This is a genomic window from Clostridium thermarum (genome assembly GCF_006351925.1).
Classification (GTDB): Bacteria; Bacillota; Clostridia; order Clostridiales; family Clostridiaceae; genus Clostridium_AU; species Clostridium_AU thermarum.
The window spans coordinates 1,738,666-1,760,404 of the sequence record NZ_CP040924.1; the positions used below are offsets into that span (position 1 = coordinate 1,738,666).

Annotated in this window: 23 protein-coding genes; 22 read left to right on the top strand and 1 reads right to left on the bottom strand. The window is 34.8% G+C overall.

Annotated elements, in window-relative coordinates; genetic code table 11:
• Positions 1-4 precede the first annotated feature (4 nt).
• The 3 genes from FHY60_RS07890 (at position 5) to FHY60_RS07900 (ending at position 1,071) form a co-directional block, all read left to right on the top strand.
• A complete protein-coding gene (locus FHY60_RS07890; RefSeq protein WP_139904457.1) occupies positions 5-235 on the top strand; it encodes a hypothetical protein in 231 nt (76 codons plus the stop codon).
• A gap of 34 nt (positions 236-269) precedes the next feature.
• Positions 270-500, top strand: a complete 231-nt coding sequence (locus FHY60_RS07895) for a hypothetical protein (RefSeq protein ID WP_139904458.1) — start codon at positions 270-272, stop codon at positions 498-500.
• A 280-nt stretch (positions 501-780) separates the two neighbouring features.
• The gene (locus FHY60_RS07900; RefSeq protein WP_139904459.1) at positions 781-1,071 is read left to right on the top strand and encodes a hypothetical protein; all 291 of its coding nucleotides are present in this window, start codon (positions 781-783) and stop codon (positions 1,069-1,071) included.
• On the opposite strand, the gene FHY60_RS07905 is transcribed toward FHY60_RS07900, so the two are convergent.
• Positions 1,058-1,354: a DUF6173 family protein gene (locus FHY60_RS07905; protein WP_139904460.1), complete on the bottom strand. Its 297-nt coding sequence runs from the start codon at positions 1,352-1,354 to the stop codon at positions 1,058-1,060. The two genes, FHY60_RS07900 and FHY60_RS07905, sit on opposite strands and share 14 nt — an antisense overlap.
• 608 nt (positions 1,355-1,962) lie before the next feature.
• Between FHY60_RS07905 and fsa the strand changes: the two genes are divergently transcribed.
• The 19 genes from fsa (at position 1,963) to FHY60_RS07995 (ending at position 21,598) form a co-directional block, all read left to right on the top strand.
• Entirely contained in the window at positions 1,963-2,610 is a 648-nt protein-coding gene (gene fsa, locus FHY60_RS07915; protein ID WP_139904461.1) for a fructose-6-phosphate aldolase, read from the top strand.
• Between the two features lie 12 nt (positions 2,611-2,622).
• Positions 2,623-4,638: a transketolase gene (gene tkt, locus FHY60_RS07920; protein WP_139904462.1), complete on the top strand. Its 2,016-nt coding sequence runs from the start codon at positions 2,623-2,625 to the stop codon at positions 4,636-4,638.
• A 130-nt stretch (positions 4,639-4,768) separates the two neighbouring features.
• Positions 4,769-5,395 (top strand): DUF4867 family protein, encoded by a 627-nt coding sequence (locus FHY60_RS07925; RefSeq protein ID WP_139904463.1) that lies wholly within the window; start codon positions 4,769-4,771, stop codon positions 5,393-5,395.
• A gap of 90 nt (positions 5,396-5,485) precedes the next feature.
• Positions 5,486-6,958, top strand: coding sequence for an L-fucose/L-arabinose isomerase family protein (locus FHY60_RS07930; protein ID WP_139904464.1), 1,473 nt, complete (start codon positions 5,486-5,488; stop codon positions 6,956-6,958).
• Between the two features lie 107 nt (positions 6,959-7,065).
• Positions 7,066-8,598: a sialate O-acetylesterase gene (locus tag FHY60_RS07935; protein WP_163215880.1), complete on the top strand. Its 1,533-nt coding sequence runs from the start codon at positions 7,066-7,068 to the stop codon at positions 8,596-8,598.
• A 127-nt stretch (positions 8,599-8,725) separates the two neighbouring features.
• Positions 8,726-8,848 (top strand): hypothetical protein, encoded by a 123-nt coding sequence (locus tag FHY60_RS18470; RefSeq protein WP_279230459.1) that lies wholly within the window; start codon positions 8,726-8,728, stop codon positions 8,846-8,848.
• A 58-nt stretch (positions 8,849-8,906) separates the two neighbouring features.
• On the top strand, positions 8,907-9,512 hold the full coding sequence (locus tag FHY60_RS07940; RefSeq protein ID WP_139904466.1) for an FMN-dependent NADH-azoreductase: 606 nt from the start codon (positions 8,907-8,909) through the stop codon (positions 9,510-9,512).
• A 347-nt stretch (positions 9,513-9,859) separates the two neighbouring features.
• A complete protein-coding gene (locus FHY60_RS07945) occupies positions 9,860-10,168 on the top strand; it encodes a hypothetical protein (RefSeq protein WP_139904467.1) in 309 nt (102 codons plus the stop codon).
• A 327-nt stretch (positions 10,169-10,495) separates the two neighbouring features.
• Positions 10,496-10,855: a hypothetical protein gene (locus tag FHY60_RS07950; protein ID WP_479723578.1), complete on the top strand. Its 360-nt coding sequence runs from the start codon at positions 10,496-10,498 to the stop codon at positions 10,853-10,855.
• Positions 10,856-10,969: 114 nt separating this feature from the next.
• Positions 10,970-12,106: a putative ABC transporter permease gene (locus FHY60_RS07955; protein WP_279230460.1), complete on the top strand. Its 1,137-nt coding sequence runs from the start codon at positions 10,970-10,972 to the stop codon at positions 12,104-12,106.
• A gap of 213 nt (positions 12,107-12,319) precedes the next feature.
• Positions 12,320-12,574, top strand: a complete 255-nt coding sequence (locus FHY60_RS07960) for a transposase (RefSeq protein WP_139904468.1) — start codon at positions 12,320-12,322, stop codon at positions 12,572-12,574.
• A gap of 130 nt (positions 12,575-12,704) precedes the next feature.
• Entirely contained in the window at positions 12,705-13,598 is an 894-nt protein-coding gene (locus FHY60_RS07965; RefSeq protein ID WP_139904469.1) for an AraC family transcriptional regulator, read from the top strand.
• A gap of 83 nt (positions 13,599-13,681) precedes the next feature.
• On the top strand, positions 13,682-13,969 hold the full coding sequence (locus tag FHY60_RS07970; protein WP_139904470.1) for a GNAT family N-acetyltransferase: 288 nt from the start codon (positions 13,682-13,684) through the stop codon (positions 13,967-13,969).
• A gap of 305 nt (positions 13,970-14,274) precedes the next feature.
• Positions 14,275-14,424 carry a DUF6323 family protein gene (locus FHY60_RS18475; protein WP_279230461.1) on the top strand — a complete coding sequence of 50 codons (150 nt, stop codon included), beginning with the start codon at positions 14,275-14,277 and terminating at the stop codon, positions 14,422-14,424.
• Between the two features lie 183 nt (positions 14,425-14,607).
• Entirely contained in the window at positions 14,608-15,933 is a 1,326-nt protein-coding gene (locus tag FHY60_RS07975; RefSeq protein ID WP_139904471.1) for an ABC transporter substrate-binding protein, read from the top strand.
• Between the two features lie 83 nt (positions 15,934-16,016).
• On the top strand, positions 16,017-16,961 hold the full coding sequence (locus FHY60_RS07980; RefSeq protein WP_423243580.1) for a carbohydrate ABC transporter permease: 945 nt from the start codon (positions 16,017-16,019) through the stop codon (positions 16,959-16,961).
• A gap of 1 nt (position 16,962) precedes the next feature.
• Entirely contained in the window at positions 16,963-17,811 is an 849-nt protein-coding gene (locus FHY60_RS07985; RefSeq protein ID WP_139904472.1) for a carbohydrate ABC transporter permease, read from the top strand.
• Between the two features lie 253 nt (positions 17,812-18,064).
• Entirely contained in the window at positions 18,065-19,945 is a 1,881-nt protein-coding gene (locus tag FHY60_RS07990; protein ID WP_139904473.1) for a cache domain-containing sensor histidine kinase, read from the top strand.
• A 15-nt stretch (positions 19,946-19,960) separates the two neighbouring features.
• A complete protein-coding gene (locus FHY60_RS07995; protein WP_139904474.1) occupies positions 19,961-21,598 on the top strand; it encodes a response regulator transcription factor in 1,638 nt (545 codons plus the stop codon).
• Positions 21,599-21,739 lie beyond the last annotated feature (141 nt).

The following is a 21,739-nucleotide window of genomic DNA, read 5'->3' on the forward strand; positions in this document are numbered from 1 at the left end:
CAAGGTGAAGAATACTTGGTTAATAAAAAGTAATCCATATAAAGGCATAAACTGTATTTATACATCTCCAGCGAGTCAAAAGTTTGAAATTCAATATCATACTCCTGAGAGTTTTGAATTAAAGAATGGCGAATTACACGGTTTGTATGAAAAATGGAGAGTATTAAAGGATAAAGCATCTGTAGAAGCCATTGAGCTATCCAAGAGAATGACTGAACTTTCCAGTAAATTATAATATCCAGCAAAAATAGAAGAAGTGAGGTGAGAGTATGGAATATTATTATATACAAGATATAAATAAAGTGGGGAAGATAAATAATTTTGTCCCATATCTCTATGACGTAGAAAAGGGCTGGGTTGTTGATAATAATAACATTCTAATGGATAGGATTATGGGATATGATGGGGAGTTAATTGGTAACAGCTCAGAGCTATTCAATATTGAGGAGATATCTGAGGAAGAAGCTGATTTAAAAATAAAAAAACTTTATAACAAATAAAGCACTTACTAAGTAAAGATAGTAAGTGCTTTTGTCTTGAGGTGAAGTTTATGGAGCTATATTTGAAATGTACTTGTGGAAATGATGACAGAGTAAAGCTTAAGAAAACCAACTTCCAGGATGATATAAATAAATCCGCAAAATTTAAAATATTCTGTTCAGATGGATACGTACATATGGTGTGTTGCAGTTGTAATAGGAAAATTGAAATATATAATGATTAATAAGCACTTAATTTATCTTAGGTGCTTTTTTAATTTCTGAAAGTGAGGTGAAAAAGTTGGAAGAAAAGAAGATTGCATTAAACAGCTTTGTTGCGACTATAGAGATTGAAGGAACTGAAAAGATTAAGCAGGAATTAAAAGACATTGAATATAGTTTGGACAGAATTCTTGAGAAGTTTGAAAAAGTAGCTGCAGTTGAAAGGCAAGTTCAAGTACAGCCAAGAGAAATTAATATTTTATTGGATGGCACAATTATTTCTACGAGTTGTACAAAAAAAGAAAAAGATAGGGCCAGATCACAGGAAGAAAATATTGATGTAACAATACTGTATCCTAACCAAGAGTAAAACCAATTCTTTTAGCAGTTTGATTGGGATTTTCCTTTGCAACAGCTATTAATGCAAAGTTTATTTGATTAATATGCTGAATTATTTGAATAGTAGCTCCTGAGTATGTACCACTAAAATAAATTAATGGTTTCTCAGTGTTGGCAGCTATTGCAGTAGGCCTTATGGTAAGTGAGTTAATAATTATAGCAACTTCTAAGTCGTCGCTTAGTTTAGATTCAAACATTTTTATTGAATTTACAATTGAATCTTTTATAGAAACTGCATCCAAAAAGTCTAACATGATAAAATACACCCCCTTTCAACAAAATTTTACCATATTGGGGGACAAATTGTATAAAAGTCTTAGAAATAAGGCTTTTTTTATTTGTGTAACAAAGTAAACCACTTGCTTAGCAAGTGGTTTACTTTGTTACACAATAAGGCTGAGCATTAGCGATTTTTAATCGCTAATGCGACAGCCCGGACAGCCTCATGATATAAATTTTGCAGCAAAATATTCTGATAGAATTTGTGCCATGAAGGATGGAAAGGTTGCTGCTTATTAAACAGTAGAAGAGGTTATGAAAGCAGATATTTTAACAGATATTTTTGAAACAAAGATTAAAATTATAAACGGATCTTACGGACCGGTAGCAATATACTTGTAATAGCTTTAGTGGGCGGTGTCAAATGTACCACTTATTATTAGTTTTTTATAAAGAGCTTGTAGTCATGAAGATTACAGGTTTTTTAATTTCATATAAGAAAAGGTATACATAAAATCGTATAAAGTATAGTTATGTGTATTGACTAACCTATCAATGGGAAGTATAATTAACTTATTAAAGTAATTTTAAAAACATATTTAAAAAGAGCTTCATAAAAATTATTAAAAAAGGAGAGATAAAAATGAAGTTTTTTCTCGACACTGCAAATGTAGACCATATTAGAGAGGCAAACAGAATGGGGGTTATTTGTGGAGTTACAACTAATCCATCACTAATTGCAAAGGAAGGCAGAGACTTTAACGAAGTTATAAAGGAAATAACCGAGATAGTTGATGGACCAATAAGCGGCGAAGTTGTCAGTGAAGATGCAGAGGGTATGATAAAAGAAGGTAGAGAAATTGCTGCAATTCATAAAAATATGATAGTTAAGATCCCAATGACTGCAGAAGGACTAGCTGCAACAAAGGTTTTAGCCAGCGAAGGTATCAAAACAAATGTAACATTAGTTTTTACAGCAACACAAGCTTTACTGGCTGCAAATGCAGGAGCGACTTATGTAAGCCCATTTTTAGGAAGATTGGATGACATATCAATGGATGGAATGCAGTTAGTAAGAGACATTGCTGAAATCTTCAATATTCACGGCATAGATACTCAGATAATAGCAGCCAGCGTAAGACATCCTATACATGTTATACAGGCAGCTCAGGCAGGTGCAGATATAGCTACAGTTCCTTATTCTGTAATTATGCAGATGTTAAAGCACCCATTAACAGACCAGGGCTTAGAAAAATTCAAAGCTGACTGGAATAAAGCTTTTGGAAAGTAGGAGACAAAAACCATGAGTAGAGAATTAGATAAATTGTGTATAAATGCCATAAGAGTTCTTTCAGCTGATGCCATCGAAAAGTCAAAATCCGGGCATCCGGGCTTACCTTTAGGGGCAGCTAGCATGGCTTTTACACTATGGACAAAGATGAATCACAATGGAAAAAATCCGAACTGGGACAACAGAGACAGATTTATACTATCAGCAGGACATGGTTCCATGCTTGAATATTCCTTATTACACTTATTTGGATATGGTATAACTATAGATGACATTAAAAACTTTAGACAACTTGGAAGCTTAACTCCAGGACATCCTGAATACGGTCACACAAAGGGTGTAGAAATCACTACAGGTCCACTTGGACAAGGTATTTGTAATGCTGTAGGTATGGCCATTGCAGAAGCTCACCTTGCAGAAAAGTTTAATAAGCCTAACTTTAACGTAGTTGATCATTACACCTATGCCATAGTAGGTGATGGTTGTCTTATGGAAGGAATTTCAGGAGAGGCCTCATCCTTAGCTGGTACTTTAGGACTAGGAAAACTTATTGTATTATACGATTCAAATAACATATCAATTGAGGGAAATACAGACATTGCCTTTAGAGAAGATGTTGCCAAGAGATATGAAGCCTATGGCTGGCAGGTATTAAAGGTTGATGATGGTAATGACTTAGAAGCAATTGACAAGGCTATTGAAGCAGCAAAAGCAGAGAAATCAAAACCATCTATTATAATAGTTAAGAATCTAATAGGCTATGGTTGTCCTGCAAAGCAAGGAAAGGCATCAGCCCATGGTGAACCACTGGGAACAGAAAACGTTCTTGCAATGAAGGAAAATATAGGCTGGAAGACAGAGCCTGCCTTCTTTGTACCTGATGAAGTATATTCAAATATGAATAACTACATAGAAAAGGGTATTGAAAAAGAAGTTGCTTGGAATGAATTGTTTAAAGCATATTCTGAAGCATATCCTGAATTAGCTAAAGAGTATAATGAATGGATGAATGGTGAAGTAGATAAAGAAGCCTTACTAAACAATGAAGAGTTTTGGAGCTTTGATAAAGAAATGGCCACAAGAGATTCTTCAGGAGTTATTATAAATAGATTGGCAAAATTAATTCCTAACTTCATTGGAGGTTCAGCTGACTTAGCACCTTCAAATAAAACCTATATGAACGGCAAGGGTGATTTCTCAGCAGAGGATAGAAGTGGACAAAACCTTCATTTCGGTGTTAGAGAACATGCTATGGCAGCAATTGCTAATGGAATGTGTGCTCACGGAGGACTAAAGGTATTCTGTGCAACCTTCTTCGTATTCAGTGATTATATGAAGGGAGCTATGAGATTATCTTCACTTATGAACCTTCCTGTTGCATATGTATTGACCCATGACAGTATTGGAGTAGGGGAAGATGGACCAACTCATCAGCCTATAGAGCAGTTAGCAGCCCTAAGAAGTATGCCAAACATGACTGTTTACAGACCGGCAGATTCAAAGGAAACAGCTGCAGCTTGGTATTATGCTGTAACAAATGGAACAACACCAACTTCCTTGGTATTAACAAGACAAAAGCTTCCGCTGTATGAGGGTTGTGCAAAGAGAGCCTTAAAGGGCGGATATATTCTTAAGGACTCTAAGAAAGAAACTCCGGATGTGTTATTAATGGCATCAGGTTCAGAGGTAGAACTGATATATAAGGCAGCTGAAGAGCTGGAAGCAAAGGGTATAGATGCCAGAGTTATAAGTATTCCAAGCTTTGAAGTGTTCGAAGCTCAAGATGAAGCTTACAAGGAATCTGTACTCCCTAGAAATATCAGAGCAAGAGTTGCAGTAGAAGCCTTATCTTCCTTCGGATGGCACAAGTATATAGGTATTGATGGAGAAATAATTTCCTTAGATACTTTTGGAGCTTCAGGAAAGGCAGAAGTGTTATTTGAAAAATTTGGATTTACTGTTGAAAACGTTGTTGAAAAGGCAATAGCTGTAGTAAACAAAGGAATAAAGGTTATATATAATCAGTAAATCTATGTATAGATAAAACCCAAAATTTAATTTTGGCATTAGAATTAATTGACAGTGGACAAATGTCAATTGTCCACTGCTAATTATAAGTCTTGGCTGTATATCTTTAAAAGAAGAAAGGACAGATAGCATGGTTATTAAAAATGTCACTGACAGAGAATTCAGAAAGTATGGACAAGTATTAAAAAATTATGATTTTGCAGAAATCCTTGAAAAGATGAAGAGCACACCACTTCCGGAAGGAGTAACTTACGAACCATCCATAAAGGAGCTGGAGGATTTGGAAATTGCCAAAGAACTAAGAGACAGAGAGTTTGGGGAATTACCTATTCAAATAGGGTACTGCAATGGTAATAACTATATGTTAAATGCCGTTGAATATCATAGATCCTCAGAAATAAACATTGCTGTCACTGATCTTATACTTCTTTTAGGCAGCCAACAGGATATTGAAGCTGATTATACCTATAATACTGCAAATATAGAAGCGTTTTTTGTACCTGCAGGTACTGCTATCGAAGTTTATGCAACTACTCTTCACTATGCACCCTGCAATGCTAATGAAGGTGGTTTCAAGTGCGTGGTGGTATTGCCAAAGGATACTAATAAGCCATTAGATAATAAAGCTGAAAAGGTTAATGAAGATGCATTATTGTTTGCAAAAAACAAGTGGTTAATTGGCCATAAAAATACTGACTTAGGTGCTCAGGGAGCATTTATTGGATTAGTTGGAGAAAACATTTCATTAAAAAAATAAAGTATGATTAGATAGAGTTATAAATAAATCAGGAGGCATAAAGATTATAAATCTTTATGGGCTTTAAAGGAATTTAGGAGGATATAGATAATGAATAATACACCAAAAGTTAAACTAGGAATTGTTGCGGTAAGCAGAGACTGTTTTCCGATGGAGTTATCTGAAAGCAGAAGAAAAGCTGTAGTAGGAGCATACAAGGGAGAAATTTATGAATGTCCAACTGTGGTTGAAAACGAAAAGGATATGAGAAAGGCTTTGGCAGATGTTAAGGCTGCAGGAGTTAATGCATTAGTTGTTTACTTAGGAAATTTTGGACCGGAAACACCAGAAACATTACTTGCTAAAGAATTTGATGGACCAGTTATGTTTGTGGCTGCATCAGAAGAAGCAGGGGACAACTTAGTAGGCGGACGTGGAGATGCATACTGTGGTATGCTAAATGCCAGCTACAACCTAGCACTTCGTAATATAAAGGCATATATTCCAGAATATCCAGTTGGAACTGCTGCAGAAGTTGCAGAAATGATAGCTGAATTTATTCCGGTTGCAAGTGCGTTAATCGGATTAAAGAACCTAAAGATCATATCTTTTGGTCCAAGACCACAAGATTTCTTAGCATGTAATGCACCAATTAAGCAATTATATAACTTAGGCGTTGAAATTGAAGAGAATTCTGAGCTTGATTTGTATGCAGCCTTCAATGCACATGCAAATGATCCAAGAATTCCTGAAGTGATAGCTAGCATGGAAAAGGAATTAGGAGAAGGCAACAAAATGGCCGGTATTCTACCAAAACTTGCCCAATATGAATTAACATTATTAGACTGGATGGAAGAACATAAGGGTTCAAGAGAATTTGTTGTCTTTGCTAACAAGTGCTGGCCATCTTTCCAAACACAGTTTGGATTTGTACCATGCTATGTAAACAGCCGTTTAGCTGCTATGGGAATACCAGTATCCTGCGAAGTTGATATATACGGAGCCCTAAGTGAATACATAGGAACTTGCATAAGCCAGGATGTTGTAACTTTACTTGATATAAACAATACAGTACCAGCTGATATGTATGAATCAGAAATCAAAGGTAAGTTTGACTACACTCTTAAAGACACATTTATGGCCTTCCACTGTGGAAACACTGCAATCTGCAAGTTAACAAAGGGAACTATGAAGAACCAAATGATAATGGCAAGAGCTCTTGAGCCAAATCAAGAACCAAACATTACAAGAGGAACTTTAGAAGGAGACATTATCCCTGGAGAAATCACTTTCTTCCGTCTACAAAGCAACGCAGATGCTGAATTGACTGCTTATGTGGCTGAAGGTGAAGTTCTACCTGTAGCAACACGATCCTTCGGATCTATTGGTGTATTTGCAATTCCTGAAATGGGAAGATTCTACAGACACGTATTAATAGAAGGAAGATTCCCACACCATGGAGCAGTTGCTTTCGGACACTTTGGAAAGGCAATTTACAACCTATTCAGATACCTTGGCATTAAGGAAATAGGTTTTAATCAACCAAAGGGAATGCTTTATAAGACAGAAAATCCGTTTAAATAATATAAAGATATGATAAGTGAGGTGGCTGGCACTCTCTATGACATGTGAGGTGCCATGGCACCTCACTTTTTGCAAAGATTTGAGAAGTGAGGAGGATGGCACCTTTTATGTTAAAGACAGCCATGATTTTTGGAGATAATATGGTATTGCAGCGCCAAAAGCCTATAAAGATATGGGGTAGCGGCAATGCAGGTAAAAGAATAACGGGCACCCTAAAGGGAAAAGAAACAGTGGTAAGCAACACGACAGTTGGAGCTGATGGTAACTGGATGATTATATTCTCATCAATGGAGGTGGAAAGGGGACTGGAGCTAGAAATTTCTGATGGTATAGATACTTTAGAGTTCCATGATATCAACATTGGAGAAGTGTGGCTTGCCGGGGGTCAATCTAACATGGAATATTGGCTTGAATTCGATGAAGATAAAAACGAAGTCCTTAATGGTACGATGAATCAGGATATACGTTTTTTTGATTTTCCTGATGTTTCTTATGAGGGACAGCTTGAGGAACATGATTACTCAAGCTTTGGAACATGGAAAAAATGTACAAGGGAAGACCTGCCATACTTTTCCGCAGTTGGTTATTATTTTGCGAAGGATCTCCATGAAAATCTTGATGTTCCAATTGGAATAGTTGGCTGCAATTGGAGTGGTACCTCAGCCAGTGCATGGATGGATACAGAATATCTCAAAGACAATGAAGGAAGTGCATGGCTGGAGGCATACGAAGAGGCAGTAAAGGGCCTTGATTTGGAAGCTTATAAAGAAGAATTCCGCAGAAATCCTGCAAATAATCATTCAGTTCCACTAAAAGACATGGATGATATGGCTAGAAAGTTTTGGTACCCAGGCTTTAGTTTAGAGGAACAGCGAGAAATGCTTAGGAAGGACACTGAACAAGAGGTAAATGTCACTATGCCGGTGATGGGGCCATATTCTGAAAAACGGCCAGGGGGCTTATATGAAACCATGCTGAAAAAGGTGGCGCCCTATACTATACGAGGTGTCATCTGGTATCAAGGAGAAAGTGATGCTGTAAGACCGCAACTCTATTTCACAGTTTTTGGAAAATTGATTGAGTGCTGGCGTAATCTATGGGAGGACGAACTACCTTTCATCTTTGTACAACTTGCACCTTTTGGTGAATGGCTGGGGAGTACCGGTGAAAATTATCCGGTGGTTCGCAGACAGCAGGAGCTTGTATCGAAAACAATACCGGGCACATGGATGGTAAGTTCTTCAGATGCCGGTATGGAATGGGATATACATCCGAAGAGAAAGAAACCAATAGGAATGCGTTTGGCACTGTGTGCAAGAGGACATGTATACGGACAGGACATATTGTGTGATCCGCCTGAATTTTCTACTGCTGAGAGATTTACCGGAGGAGTACGTATTAACTTTAAGAACGGTGATGGGCTATATGTAAAGGGGGATAAGGTGAATGCTTTGATTATTACAGATGGGGAAGGGAAAGAGCTGACCCCGGATAAAGTAACCATTGAAGCTGATGGATTGTTGATTTTAGGAAATTTACCCGAAAACTTAACAATTTCTTTTGCAAGTACACCATACTATGAAGTGAACATATATAATAAAGCTCATAACCCAGCAAAGCCTTTTGTGGTAACATTATAATTTTCATCAAAATGCTGGTGGCGGATGTTGACCATGCTGTAGGCTATGACAACTTGAGCTGCTTTCATAGAAACTTCAAAAACCTTTATGGCACGAGAGAAATGGAGGCAATTTAACCTTTGGACTCATGTACACAGTAGAGAAATCTGTAGAGATCCTTGTAAAAGCAATTGAAAATATCTTAAATATAAAAAAATACCTGCTTGCAATTTCAATTGAAATAGGTTATCATTTAGTTAAAGTTGATTAAATTGCTCAGAATTAAATTTGACTTAAGACATTATTAGTAAAAGTGAGGTATTAGTAAAATGAAAAAAGTACTATATATAAAAGCAAACATTAAACCAGAAGGTCAATCAAGAACTTTTAAACTTTCAGATACATTCATTGAAGAATACAAAAAATTAAATCCACAGGATGTAGTTACTGTATTAGATTTATATAAAGAAAATATAGATTTCTTAAGAGCTGAAGATTTAGGAGCTATATTTGGACCTAAAACTGAAGATAGTAAAAATCATCCAATATTAAAGTATGCATATCAATTTGCAGAAGCTGATAAGATTGTTTTAGCAGCACCAATGTGGAACTTAGGAATGCCAGCTATAGTTAAAGCTTACTTTGACTATGTTTCAGTAACCGGAATTACCTTTGGATATACTGCCAATGGCCCAGCTGGACTTGCTAAAGCTGAAAAAGCTATAGTTATTTCAGGAAGAGGCGGAAACTATTCAACTCCTCCAATGGATGCTTTAGAAATGGGAGAAAGATACGCGAAGACTATATTCAACTTCTTTGGAATTAAGGATGTTGAAAGTTTAACAGCTGAAATGTTAGATGTGAAAGAAATAGATACTGAGAAAATGCTAAATGACGCAATTGAAAAAGCAAAAATAGCTGCTAAAAACTTTTAGTATTTAGGAATGATGACAAAGAACCTTGTAATGAGGTTCTTTTAATTTTCGATGAAATATATTTTTAAATAAATACTACAAGAGTTTGTTTAATTAAGGTGTTTTTATTTGTTGGGATATGGCACTAGATTTATGGAATAAGCTGAAAAATAAGAAATTCGTTAAAAAGTATGAATCAATTTGATATAATTAAAAATTCACTGTATAATATTAATGAAATTATTTAATACATCATATATATGAAGCTATTGCAAAGGGACAAGCTAAATACTCCTCATAATTGTAAAAGTAGGAAGTATCCCAACTTATGCAATTAAAGTAATTATAAGTAAAAGGAGATCAATTGAATGAAAAGCAGTAAACTTAAAAAATTAGAAAAATTGATATTAGCAGATGATGGATTATTGGTTCCACTCATATTAGGTAATGGATTAGATGAAGATAAGGTAGAAGGTATATGTAGTATTTTAAAAGAATTACAAGTTGAATGGGAGAAAAGTGATTCAATACCCCAAAAGGCTATAGATATCTTTACTGATTTTTTCTCAGCCATGGAATCTGCATGTGGATTATATAGTGAAGAAGAATCAGATAAAATTATGAAAGCAACTGATAAAATTATGGGCATAGCTGGAGAAAGTCTTATTCAAAAATAGATTTATAATAACATAGTGCGATAAGGTATTAATGGACTAGCTGTATAACTTCAGCTAGTTCATTGCTTTTTATAGCCATGAAATATACTTTAAAAGCATTAAATTTGTGTTATTATCGTATGGACAAACTTTTTTTGAAGCACAAGAATCAATACTTGATTTATATATAGAAAGGCATAGTCCTCTCTTTTTCTGCGAAAAAATTTATGCTGAAACAGTGGAAAATTAACATACAACCTTTACTTTTACGCTTAAAGTGTAATAATGTATGTTAGATAGGCAGTTATTATTGATTGTCTAATTACATGTATTGCTGTCATTTGCCCTATGGTGAATGAGATTAGAAAGTTGGATGACGAGCATAGAAGTAATCTGGCAGTACCACCAGGTGGATGGGGCAATTGGGTTAACGCCGGCGGATGGTTAATTATAAAGGGATATCATGTAGATTTCATTTTGCGTGACATTGATCGGGTGGAGCAAATAATAAAGGATACAGACCAAGGAATAGTTATCATCAATTACCAGACCGGCCATCCTCATGGTTATATAAGTGCTATGTATCGGGGAGAACTAGCCATTAGCAAAATACTATATGCTAAAAATGATAGCTTTTATGAATTAAACATAACCACCGGCCAAGCCGGTGGTTATGTTTACATAGTTGTATATAATATTAATGAATAAAAGCTTATAAACATTGACATTGCAAAGGGATTCCAATAAAATACATTATATGGATAAGCAAATCAAAACATACTGGTCAATTTAAGTATGGGAAGATGAAAAGGGGTTGTTGTTTTGAATAGATATATTCTCGCTTTCTTCCTTTTTAGCTTTCTCGGCTGGCTCTGGGAAAGCATTTATTGTACTATGCGTAAACATAAGTGGGCTAACCGTGGCTTTCTTTATGGTCCTATATGTCCCATTTATGGATTTGGATCACTGTTTGGCTTTTTCATATATGACTTGTGCAAAGCGGAGCATCTTCCGACTATGGAGTGGTGGATGATATTTATACTTGGTTTTATTGTAAGCATGGTTTTAGAATATCCTACATCTTGGATTCTTGAAAAACGATTCAATGCACGGTGGTGGGATTATAGTAATGTTCCGCTGAATATCAATGGTAGGACAAGCGTTCCTACGTCCCTTGCATTTGGTACTGCCTCAATATTGGTGATGAAGGTTCTGATACCTTTGGCTGATAGAGGACTAATCACCTTATCTGAAACTTTATCAAATATTTTGGCCCTTTTGCTTGTTTCAATTATTTCTATGGATGCCACATTGACAATATCTGCACTGACAGATTTTCAGAGACGAGTCGCTGCCATAGATGAAGGATTTCAAAATCACATGACAGATATAATAAATCAGGTTTACAGCAATCAGAATTCACTTTACAATAAAGTAATAAGTCGAATTGCGGTTTTTAAACTTTCAGAGCGAAAAAATAAGATTGCAAAACAACTTTGTGAAGAACGCTTTGAAGAGCTCATTAAAGATTACTTCGAATCCGATGTAGTAAAACAGATGGGCCAGTATATTCAGCATGGTACAACTACCACGTTGGAGCATTGCGAAAATGTAGCATGGATTAGTTATCTCATTAATGAAAAATTACATCTTAATGCGGACGAAAAAGCACTAATAGAAGCAGCAATGCTTCATGATTTATTTCTCTATGACTGGCACGATGGTGATCCTTCACGTAAAACTCATGGTTTTGATCATCCAGACATTGCATGCAATAACGCAGTAAAACATTTTGACATTTCTGAAAAAAAACAAGAGGCTATACGAAGTCATATGTGGCCGCTGACTATTACAAAAATACCTAAAAGTAGAGAAGCTTTGATCATATGTTTCGCAGACAAATATTGCGCTATTATTGAGACAATTCGCTTGAATAAAAAATTTGGACTAAGACATTAAAAAATCTGAGGTTTAGAAGATGAAACTATATTTTTCAGGTTCAGGAAATACAGAATATATAGCAAAATTGATTGCTGATGGATTACGCAATGAATACCTAGATTTGTTTGATAGAATTAGGACTAATCTCATAAGCCGCTAAATAGATTTGGACAATTACTTTACATTTATTATATTGTAGAAAGTGTTTGAAGTTAAACTATCAGAGGAAAAATGTATGCTAAAGAATTAAAGGAAGAGATCTTAAGGGAAGTGCAAGAGGTAGGAAATGTTTCATTACTATTAGGAAGACATGGAATATCAAAATCAACAATATTTACTTGGATAAGAGAATCTGAGAAAAGGAATGAAATTAAGGTTAAGCCATGGATAAAGGCTTTAGTTGAGGGAGAAAAAGAATTAGAAAATGAATTAACAGAAGTAACAAAGCAGAATGAGCTGCTTAAGAAGCTTCTAGGCCAGGTATAGTATAAATTTCTAAAAGTAAATAAGGATTTCAGCAAATATAACCTGACAAATCATTCTCTTGAATGACAAGAATATATAATTAACTCTTGCTAGAATTATAGTATCAGCAGGAGAGAAAGGTGAGAAGCAGATGGAATGGATAACTGCAATTAAAAAGGCTATAAAGTATATGGAAGATGAGCTGCTAACTGTCAAGGGCCCTGAAGAGGTAGCAGACCACGTTCATATATCACCCATGTACCTTCAGCGTGGTTTTCAAATTATGACCGGATTCACCATTGGCGAATACATCAGAAACAGAAGATTATATCTGGCGGCAATGGAGCTAGTAAACACTGGTAATAAGATCGTCGATGTGGCGCTTAAGTATGGGTACGAGACACCGGAGAGCTTTACAAAAGCATTTACCCGTTTTCATAATGCCACACCTACAGAAGTCCGAAAGAAAATGAGAGCTGTAAAAACCTTTCTTCCGCTGAGAGTAAGTATTTTTATTCAAGGAGGAGATAATATGAACTATACTGTTGAAAAAATGGCTGGCTTCAAAGTGATCGGATTTTCAAGGGAGTTTTCTTTTGATATGGCTTACAAAGATATACCAAAATACTGGGATGAGATTTTTAAGAAATATGAGGCAAATTTATTTGCAGGAAATGCTCCGGCAAATGAAATTGAACAAGCAGTCTATGACAACCGTATTGGAGAATTTGGAGTTTGTATTGACGATATAGGCAAAGAAGGAAAGTTCCGTTACATGATAGCCGGAAGATACACGGGTGGTCATGTTCCGGAAGGTATGGAAATTTATGAACTACCTGAAGCAGAGTGGGCAAAATTTAAATGTGTCGGACCTATGCCTGAGTCATTGCAGACTGTAAATACCCAGATTTGGAAGGAATGGCTTCCTGGTAACGGTGAGTATGAGCTGGCAGGGTATTATAACATTGAATGGTATTCTGCTTCAGGCAGCACAAAGGATCCAGACTATCAGAGTGCAATTTGGATTCCTGTAAAAAGAAAATAATAAGTAGGTTATGAAAATAGGCTCCACAGCATCGGAGGATACTCCGGTGCTGTGGAGTCGTCGTTTAGGAGGGAGGCTAACTTATGGTTATAGAAACAGATAGATTGATTTTACGAGAGATGACAGAAGATGACTTTGGATCATTGTATGCTGTTCTTGCAGATTCGGATATTATAGGGTATTATCCCTATAGTTTTGACGAGGCTAGAGTGAGAGGATGGATAAGAAAAAATAGAGAGAGCATAGCTTATGGGTGTCAGCTAATTGATGAGTTTGAAGATGAAGAGAATGAAATCACTAAATTATATACAATTAATCGTACCCAGTGGGAGAAGTATATAAAAATAGCCACCGATTATATTAACATATAAAGGGTGGCTAAAATTTTGTATTGATATTATCTAAATAGGTGGTAAAATAAAGTTTACAATAAATCGCAGACACTAACACTTTTTTATTATATCATATATTGCGCAAAAAGTCAAGAGTTTTTATAGAGATTATATTATTTTTGGAGGTGATGTGATTGATATTTGACATTATGCATATATCTTCATCCTTGATCGAAAAACAAGCGGTTGATGAAATATTAAAATGCAATGATATTGCTTTAAGATTTGTGTTAACCTTATCTCCAGAGGAAGCCAAGATACTAGTTGAAACTTGAACGCTCTCGTTGAAAAGGAATGGTCGTATTGAGTTTGGCAGCGGTGTAATTGGAAAAATAATTATGGAGTTTTGTGACTCTCCTTATATTTCAAAACATAACTATGTAGAAATACTAAATGAGCTAATAGATATTTTTTTATATTTAATTTTCAGATAACTAAATTTTTAAGTAAAAGGTAAAAAAAGTTAAATGCTTAAGACTTAAGAATAATTTATAATAATGCTAAGGGGTGAAAATGATTACATTCCATCCGGAGAGTTACTCCTAAAAAAGGAGGCGCATAAGTATTATCGCTGCAGTATTTACTGGGGTAATAAAAAATATTAGGGGGAGATTGTATTGAAAAAATCATTAGCATTTTTACTGACTGCTGTTACTTCTGTATCACTACTTTTTGCTGGTTGCGGAAAAGGTGATAAGCCGGCAGATAAAACAGGTAATGATAGTGGAGATGCAACACCAAAGGTTACGACTCTTAATTTCTGGACTTTTCAAGAACTTCATAAACAGTTTTGGGATGATGCAGTAATCACTTGGAACAAGAATCATCCTGATAAGCCAATTGAGGTAAAGACTGATGTATATCCCTATGATGATATGCATAACAAGCTATTAATAGCTCTTCAGTCGGGCACTGGAGCACCGGATATTGCAGATATAGAAATTAGTAAATTCGAAAATTATGTTAAAAGCAGCAATCCTCCTTTACTTGAATTAAATGACATAGTTGAACCTGTGAAGGATAATTTAGTCATGGGAAGATTAGATACCTATGCTAAGAACGGTAAATACTATGGCGTAGATTACCACGCAGGTGCTCAAGTTATGTATTATAATAAAGAAATTCTAGAAAAAGCAGGAGTAAATGTTGATGACATTAAAACTTGGGATGATTATATGGAAGCAGGTAAAAAAGTGGTTGCAGCCACTGGAATACCAATGGCTACAATTGAGACCACAGATCAATGGACATTCTATCCGCTTATAAATATGCAAGGTTCAGATTACTTTGATAAGGATGGAAAGGCACAATTAGATAACCAAATAAATATTAAAACCCTCCAAATGCTTTATGATATGGTATATAAAGATAAAATAGCTGTACTAACTCCTGGTGGAAACCATCATGCAGAAGAATATTGGGCATGGATGAATAAGGGAAATGCTGCATCATTATGGATGCCCTTGTGGTATATGAGTAGATTCGAACAATATATGCCGGACTTAAAGGGCAAAATTGTTGTAAGACCAATGCCTTCCTTCCCTGGTGGCAAGAAGTCTGCAGGTATGGGTGGAACTGCAACTGTAATCGCAAATCAAACTAAGCATGAAGAGCTAGCTAAGCAATTTATGGCTGAAGCAAAACTATCCAAGGAAGGAAGCATAAAGACTTGGACAGTTCTTGGCTTTGACCCAATAAGAGAGGATGCTTGGACAGATCCTGCTATGGAAGCTCCAAATAAATATACTGATTATTTTGGTACAGATATATTTAAGACACTTCAATCAATAGTAGGAGATATCAGTGGATTAAATCTAACAGAAAATTACCCAGATGCTACCTCTTTGATCCAGAAGAACATTATGTTCAAGGTTCTAAAGGAACAAAGTGATACACCTGAACAAGCATTAAGGGAAGCCACTGAGGAACTTAACAATAAGTAGTATCCAAGCTGACATTAATTAACAGTAAAAGATTCAACTATATCTAAAGTTGAATCTTTTACTTTCAAAAGGAGGCTTTAAACATGTCCTATGGTGTAGTAAAACAAACTAATATGAAACCAAATCCCATTAGAAAAGGGATTAATATACTAAATTCCAAAAAGGTTGCGCCCTATATTTTTGTTTTACCTTTTATATTATCATTTCTGATATTTTTTCTATATCCTTTAATCTCTACAGTTATTATGAGCTTTCAAAAGATACTTGGCCCAGGGGAAGTAGAGTTTATTGGATTCAAAAACTATTCAAAGCTCTTCAATAAACATTTTTTAAACGCTATTTTTGTAACCACAAGATATACCTTTTGGACCATTCTTGTATTGGTTCCGTTGCCAATTATCATAGCTGTTTTGCTAAACAACAAATTGACCTTTGCAAAGAACTTTTTTAGAGCATCACTTTTTATACCTGCATTGACTTCAGTTATTGTAGCAGGATTATTTTTCAGACTTGTTTTTGGTGAACAATCAACAACCCTAGTGAACTTTATTCTAGGTAAGTTTGGAATTGAGCCAATAGTTTGGTTGCAGGGAAAACATACAGGTATGTTTGTGTTGGTGCTTTTATGTACTTGGAGATGGCTTGGGGTTAATGTTGTATATTTTCTATCTGGTTTGCAAACAATTCCGGCAGAACTATACGAGGCTGCTGCCATTGATGGAGCAAATGAAGTTCAAAAGTTTAGACATATTACCATGCCTGGTCTTAGGCCGGTAATAACTTACGTTGTAACCATAAGTGTATATGGAGGCTACTCCATGTTTGCAGAGTCCTATGCCCTATGGTCAGGGCCTCGTTCTCCAGGAGAAATTGGAATGACTATCGTAAACTACATTTATCATCAAGGCTTTAATCAGAATGACCTTGGCTTTGGATCTGCTATAGGCATAGTTCTTCTCTTATTAGTGATGCTTGTAAACATATTACAGCTTTCAGCAACAGGATTCTTTAAGAAGGAGAGTGATTAATATGAAATCTAAGCGAAGACATAGGCCTATAGCAGTAATTATAACATTTATTGTTTTGTCTATATTTGCAATATTTTGCCTTGCACCCTTTATATTTATGCTACAATCATCCTTTAAACCCGGGGCTGAAATGATAAGAAATGGAATAACAATAAATTTGGATTTTGAGAGTTGGAATCTTAATAATTATAAGCTTCTTTACACCGCAAGAGACGGAATATATCTATATTGGTTTAGAAACAGCATTATCATAACTGCACTTTTTACAGCATGCTCTCTTTTCTTTTCATCACTGGTAGGGTATGGACTTGCTGCTTATGATTTTAAAGGAAAAAGATTATTATTTATAATCGTCTTGATTGTTATGACAGTGCCGGTGGAAATACTCATATTGCCTTTGTATAAATTGACTATAAACTTAAAACTTATTGATACCTATGCAGGGGTAATACTACCTTTTATGGTTTCTCCCTTTGCAATTTTCTTTTTCAGACAATATGCAGTTGGCATACCAAAGGACTTTATTGATGCTGGAAGAATTGATGGTTGTTCAGAATACAGTATATATTTCAGGATAATGTTACCTCTAATGAAGCCTGCTTTTGGAGCCATGACTATACTACAGGCAATGACAAGCTGGAATAGTTTTGTATGGCCCCTAATAGTCCTTCGTTCAGATAAAATGCTGACTCTTCAAATAGGATTACAGGCATTGATTGCACCTTATGGCAACAACTATGACTTATTATTATCAGGAGCTGTTATGTCTATTGTTCCAATTGTAATATTATTCTTATTTAATCAAAAGGCCTTTATTTCAGGTCTTACCGTAGGTGGAGTTAAAGGATAAAACATAATCCTTTCCATCATGTGACCTTATATAACTTTACTGACAATATGGAATTTTTTTAAGGGGCTGGCACACTAAATAAATAGAGTGATAGCCCTTTTGTGTATATTATAAGAAAGTTGCTAACTAAATGCGCTAAATAGTATTATTTATGTACTATTATGGTATTTATTCGCTATAATAGATATATAATTAAAATCTCAACAAAATAAAACCTATAATTATAATAGTAAGGATGAGAATGTGGGATGATATGAAACTAAATATTAATAAATCATCAATAACTAAAAGTAGACTTAGTAGAATAATTGAAGAACATACAGGATTCTTTAGAAATATTAAAATACAGTATAGGCTGCTAATATTAATGCTTGCAATATCATTGGTTCCACTGATAATTATAAGTGTTTTTTCTTATGAAAATTCCATAAATGCCCTTACCAAAAAGATCAGTGCTTATTCAGTGCAGGTTATGGATCAGATAAGTGAAAACATAGGTAGAGAGATTGACAGGTTTGAAAATGACAGTATTGAAATTGGATATTCAGATATAGTTCAAGAAACTTTGCTTAATTACGATAGTTTAAGTTCTTGGCAAGTATTGAACAGGGAACGTAAAATGAAGGAGATGATGATGAAAAAGTTTTCTCTGCTTCATGACGTATCTGATGTTTTAATTTATACAAATAAAATGGAAAGAATAACAGCCTATGGTGATAGTGGATTTCCATTAAATTTTACGGATACTTATTTTTACAATTATCAAGAGGAAATTCATAAGGAAGAAGGAAAGCCAGTATGGAAATCTATAAATCCAGAAGGACAAAAACGTCTGGTTAACTTTGCTACTGAGGAAGAACAGATAAGTAAGAGTAATGGTATTTTGATTGGAAGAGCCATAAAGTCTTTAAATGACGGTGATATTATAGGCTCTTTGATGATTCGCATAAATGAAAGATACTTTGCAAACATATATAGAAATATTGATTTAGGACAAGGTTCCGATATATTTGTCATTGATAGGAAGGGTATAGTTATTTCAAGCATCAATAAAGATATTTCTCTAGGAAAGCTATATAAGAATGTAGAGCTTATAAGTAATATTATTAACAACTCTGACAAGGGGAACAGGACTTTTAATTTAAAGATTGACAATCACCTACATCTTGTTGCCTTTACACCCATTGTAAAAACCGATTGGTTCGTTGTAAGCACCATTCCATATGCCTATTTAAATTCAGAATCTGCCAGCATAGGTTTCAGAATATTGTTATTTGGTTTGATATGTTCCATACTTGCCATTATACTCTCCTATTTCTTTTCTAAGAGTATTTCACTACCTTTAAAAAGACTGGTACACTCTATGAATCTTGCTAAGGGGGGCGATCTATCTGTCAATATAAAAGATGAGAGTAAAGATGAAATTGGGGAAGTGGCAAGAAACTTTAATGTCATGGTTTACGAAATAAAAAATCTCATGGAAAATGTAAAAAGCAAAGAACGGCAGAAGAGAGATGCTGAATTTAAAGCTCTCCAAGCTCAAATAAATCCGCATTTTCTTTCAAATACACTAAATACTGTAAAGTGGCTGGCAAATATTCAAAGGGCTGAGAATATAGAGAATCTTATAACCTCTTTAATACAGTTACTACATGCCAACATGGGAAAGGGTGAAACGCTGGTCACTGTTAACGATGAAATAGAGTATATTAAAAACTACATTAATATACAAGAGTACAGATATTTTAACAAATTTGTAGTCAATTACGATTTGGAGGAGAAAATACTTAACTATAGGATTCCAAAGTTCACTCTGCAGCCCGTGGTGGAAAATGCTCTGATCCATGGCATCGAGCCTATGGAAGGGCAAGGAGTTATAGTTATAAAGGGCTATGAATATAATGGAACTGTAAAGATTAGCATAACGGATAATGGTATAGGAATATCGGAGAAAAAATTAGCTACTTTACTTGGTAAGGGAGAGAACGTTGATAAGAGGAGATTAAGCGGTATCGGCATTAATAATGTAAATGAAAGAATCAAGATGTACTTTGGAGAACAATACGGTTTAACTATAAATAGTATAGAAGGACTTTATACCACTGTAGAGATATCTTTTCCAATTCTAAAGTGAAAGGTGAGGATAGTTTTGATTAAAGTATTGATAGTAGATGATGACTCTATATCTAGAACCAGCATTAAGACCCTAATTGATTGGAATAAACATGGTTTTGAAATATGTGGGGAAGCAGCGAATGGAGAAAACGGCTTAGAAACTATTAAAGAACAACATCCCCACATTGTAATCACGGATATGAGTATGCCTGTTATGAATGGAGTTGAGTTTATTGATTATCTTAATAAAAACTATCCTAACATTAAGGTCATAGCGTTGAGCGGTTACGATCAGTATGACTATGTAAGACAAAGTATGAAAAAAGGTGCTGTAGATTATATATTAAAGCATACCCTAAATGCCGAAGCCTTGTTGAATGTGCTAAAAACTGCCTGTGACCTCATTAGAAATGAACGTATGGAAAATGATAATAGAAATAAAATGGAGAAAGCATTAAAGGAAAGTATATCCGAAATGAAGCAGAAGTTTATACGGGAACTTGTATCCGGAGGCTTTGATGACATAGGTGAAGTGAAACAGAAGATATCAGATTTGGGATTAAGCATAGATATGAGTAATCTAATTGTAGTAGCTGTAGAGCTGGATAACTTTCATCATCTAAAAGAGAAGCTTACAACTAAGGGTATAAAAAAGATAATCTCATCTTTTATGGAAATATCAACAGAGATTTTAAATGATATGGGGAATGCTTTTATTACAAATATAGAAGAAGAAAAGTTTGCAATGCTATTTACTCCAGGTAATTTGCGAAGCTGCTCCGAAATGCATAATAATGTTTTTGCATCCATAAATAGAATTAAAGAATGTATAAAGAGGTATCTTAACATTACTGCTTGTTTTAGTATAAGCAGCACTATTGTCAGCATTATGGATGTACATAAATATTATGTGGAGGCTGAGAAAAATCTAAAAAACAAATTCTTTAAAGGTAAGGATTCAATATTTCAGGAGAATATAGTAACGAATAAGAGAAAAGAAATATTAACCCTTGACATGAATGATGAGAAGACAATTATTGAAGCATTGAAATTTGCTAACAGAGAAAAACTCCAAGAGTGCATCAAAAATATTTTTAATCCCGTTATACTTAATGAAATGAGCCAAGCATCTATTGGAATTATCTGCGTGGAGCTCATTAATATAGTAAACAGAATAGCTAGAGAATCCGGCATAAATATTAAGGATATCTATTCGGATGGAGAGATACCCTATGAAGAAATGAAAAAGTATGAGACGATTAATGAAGTAAGAGATTGGATTTTAAGTGTTTATGAGAGGGTATTAAAATTTATTGAGATTTCTGAAATAAGTTCAGATTATTCAGAGCCAACAAGGAAAGCAATTTCTTTTATTCATAAAAATTATAGTTCAAACATCTCTTTGAATGATGCTGCAGAAGAAATAGGGGTAAATAGTTCCTATCTCAGCAGGATATTTAAAAAGGACTGCGGCATAGGCTTTAACGAGTATTTGAATCATATAAGAGTAGAACATGCTAAGTGGTTTATCGAAAATAGAGATTTCAAGTTAAAAGATATTACCAAAAGGGTAGGATTCAATAGCTATACCTACTTTTTCACAGTGTTTAAGGAGTTTATAGGCATAACGCCACAGGAATATGAGGATATTGTAGTGAAAAAAGTAAAATAATGATTATTAGCTGGGGGATGCAAAAGGTTCACTCCTGCTTATTTTTTTATACTAATCTCACTGGTCCATCTACCAAAATACTCTAACCCAATAACCATTTGAGCGAATATTTTTAAAGCAAGTAAGATTATTTGTGGAAGC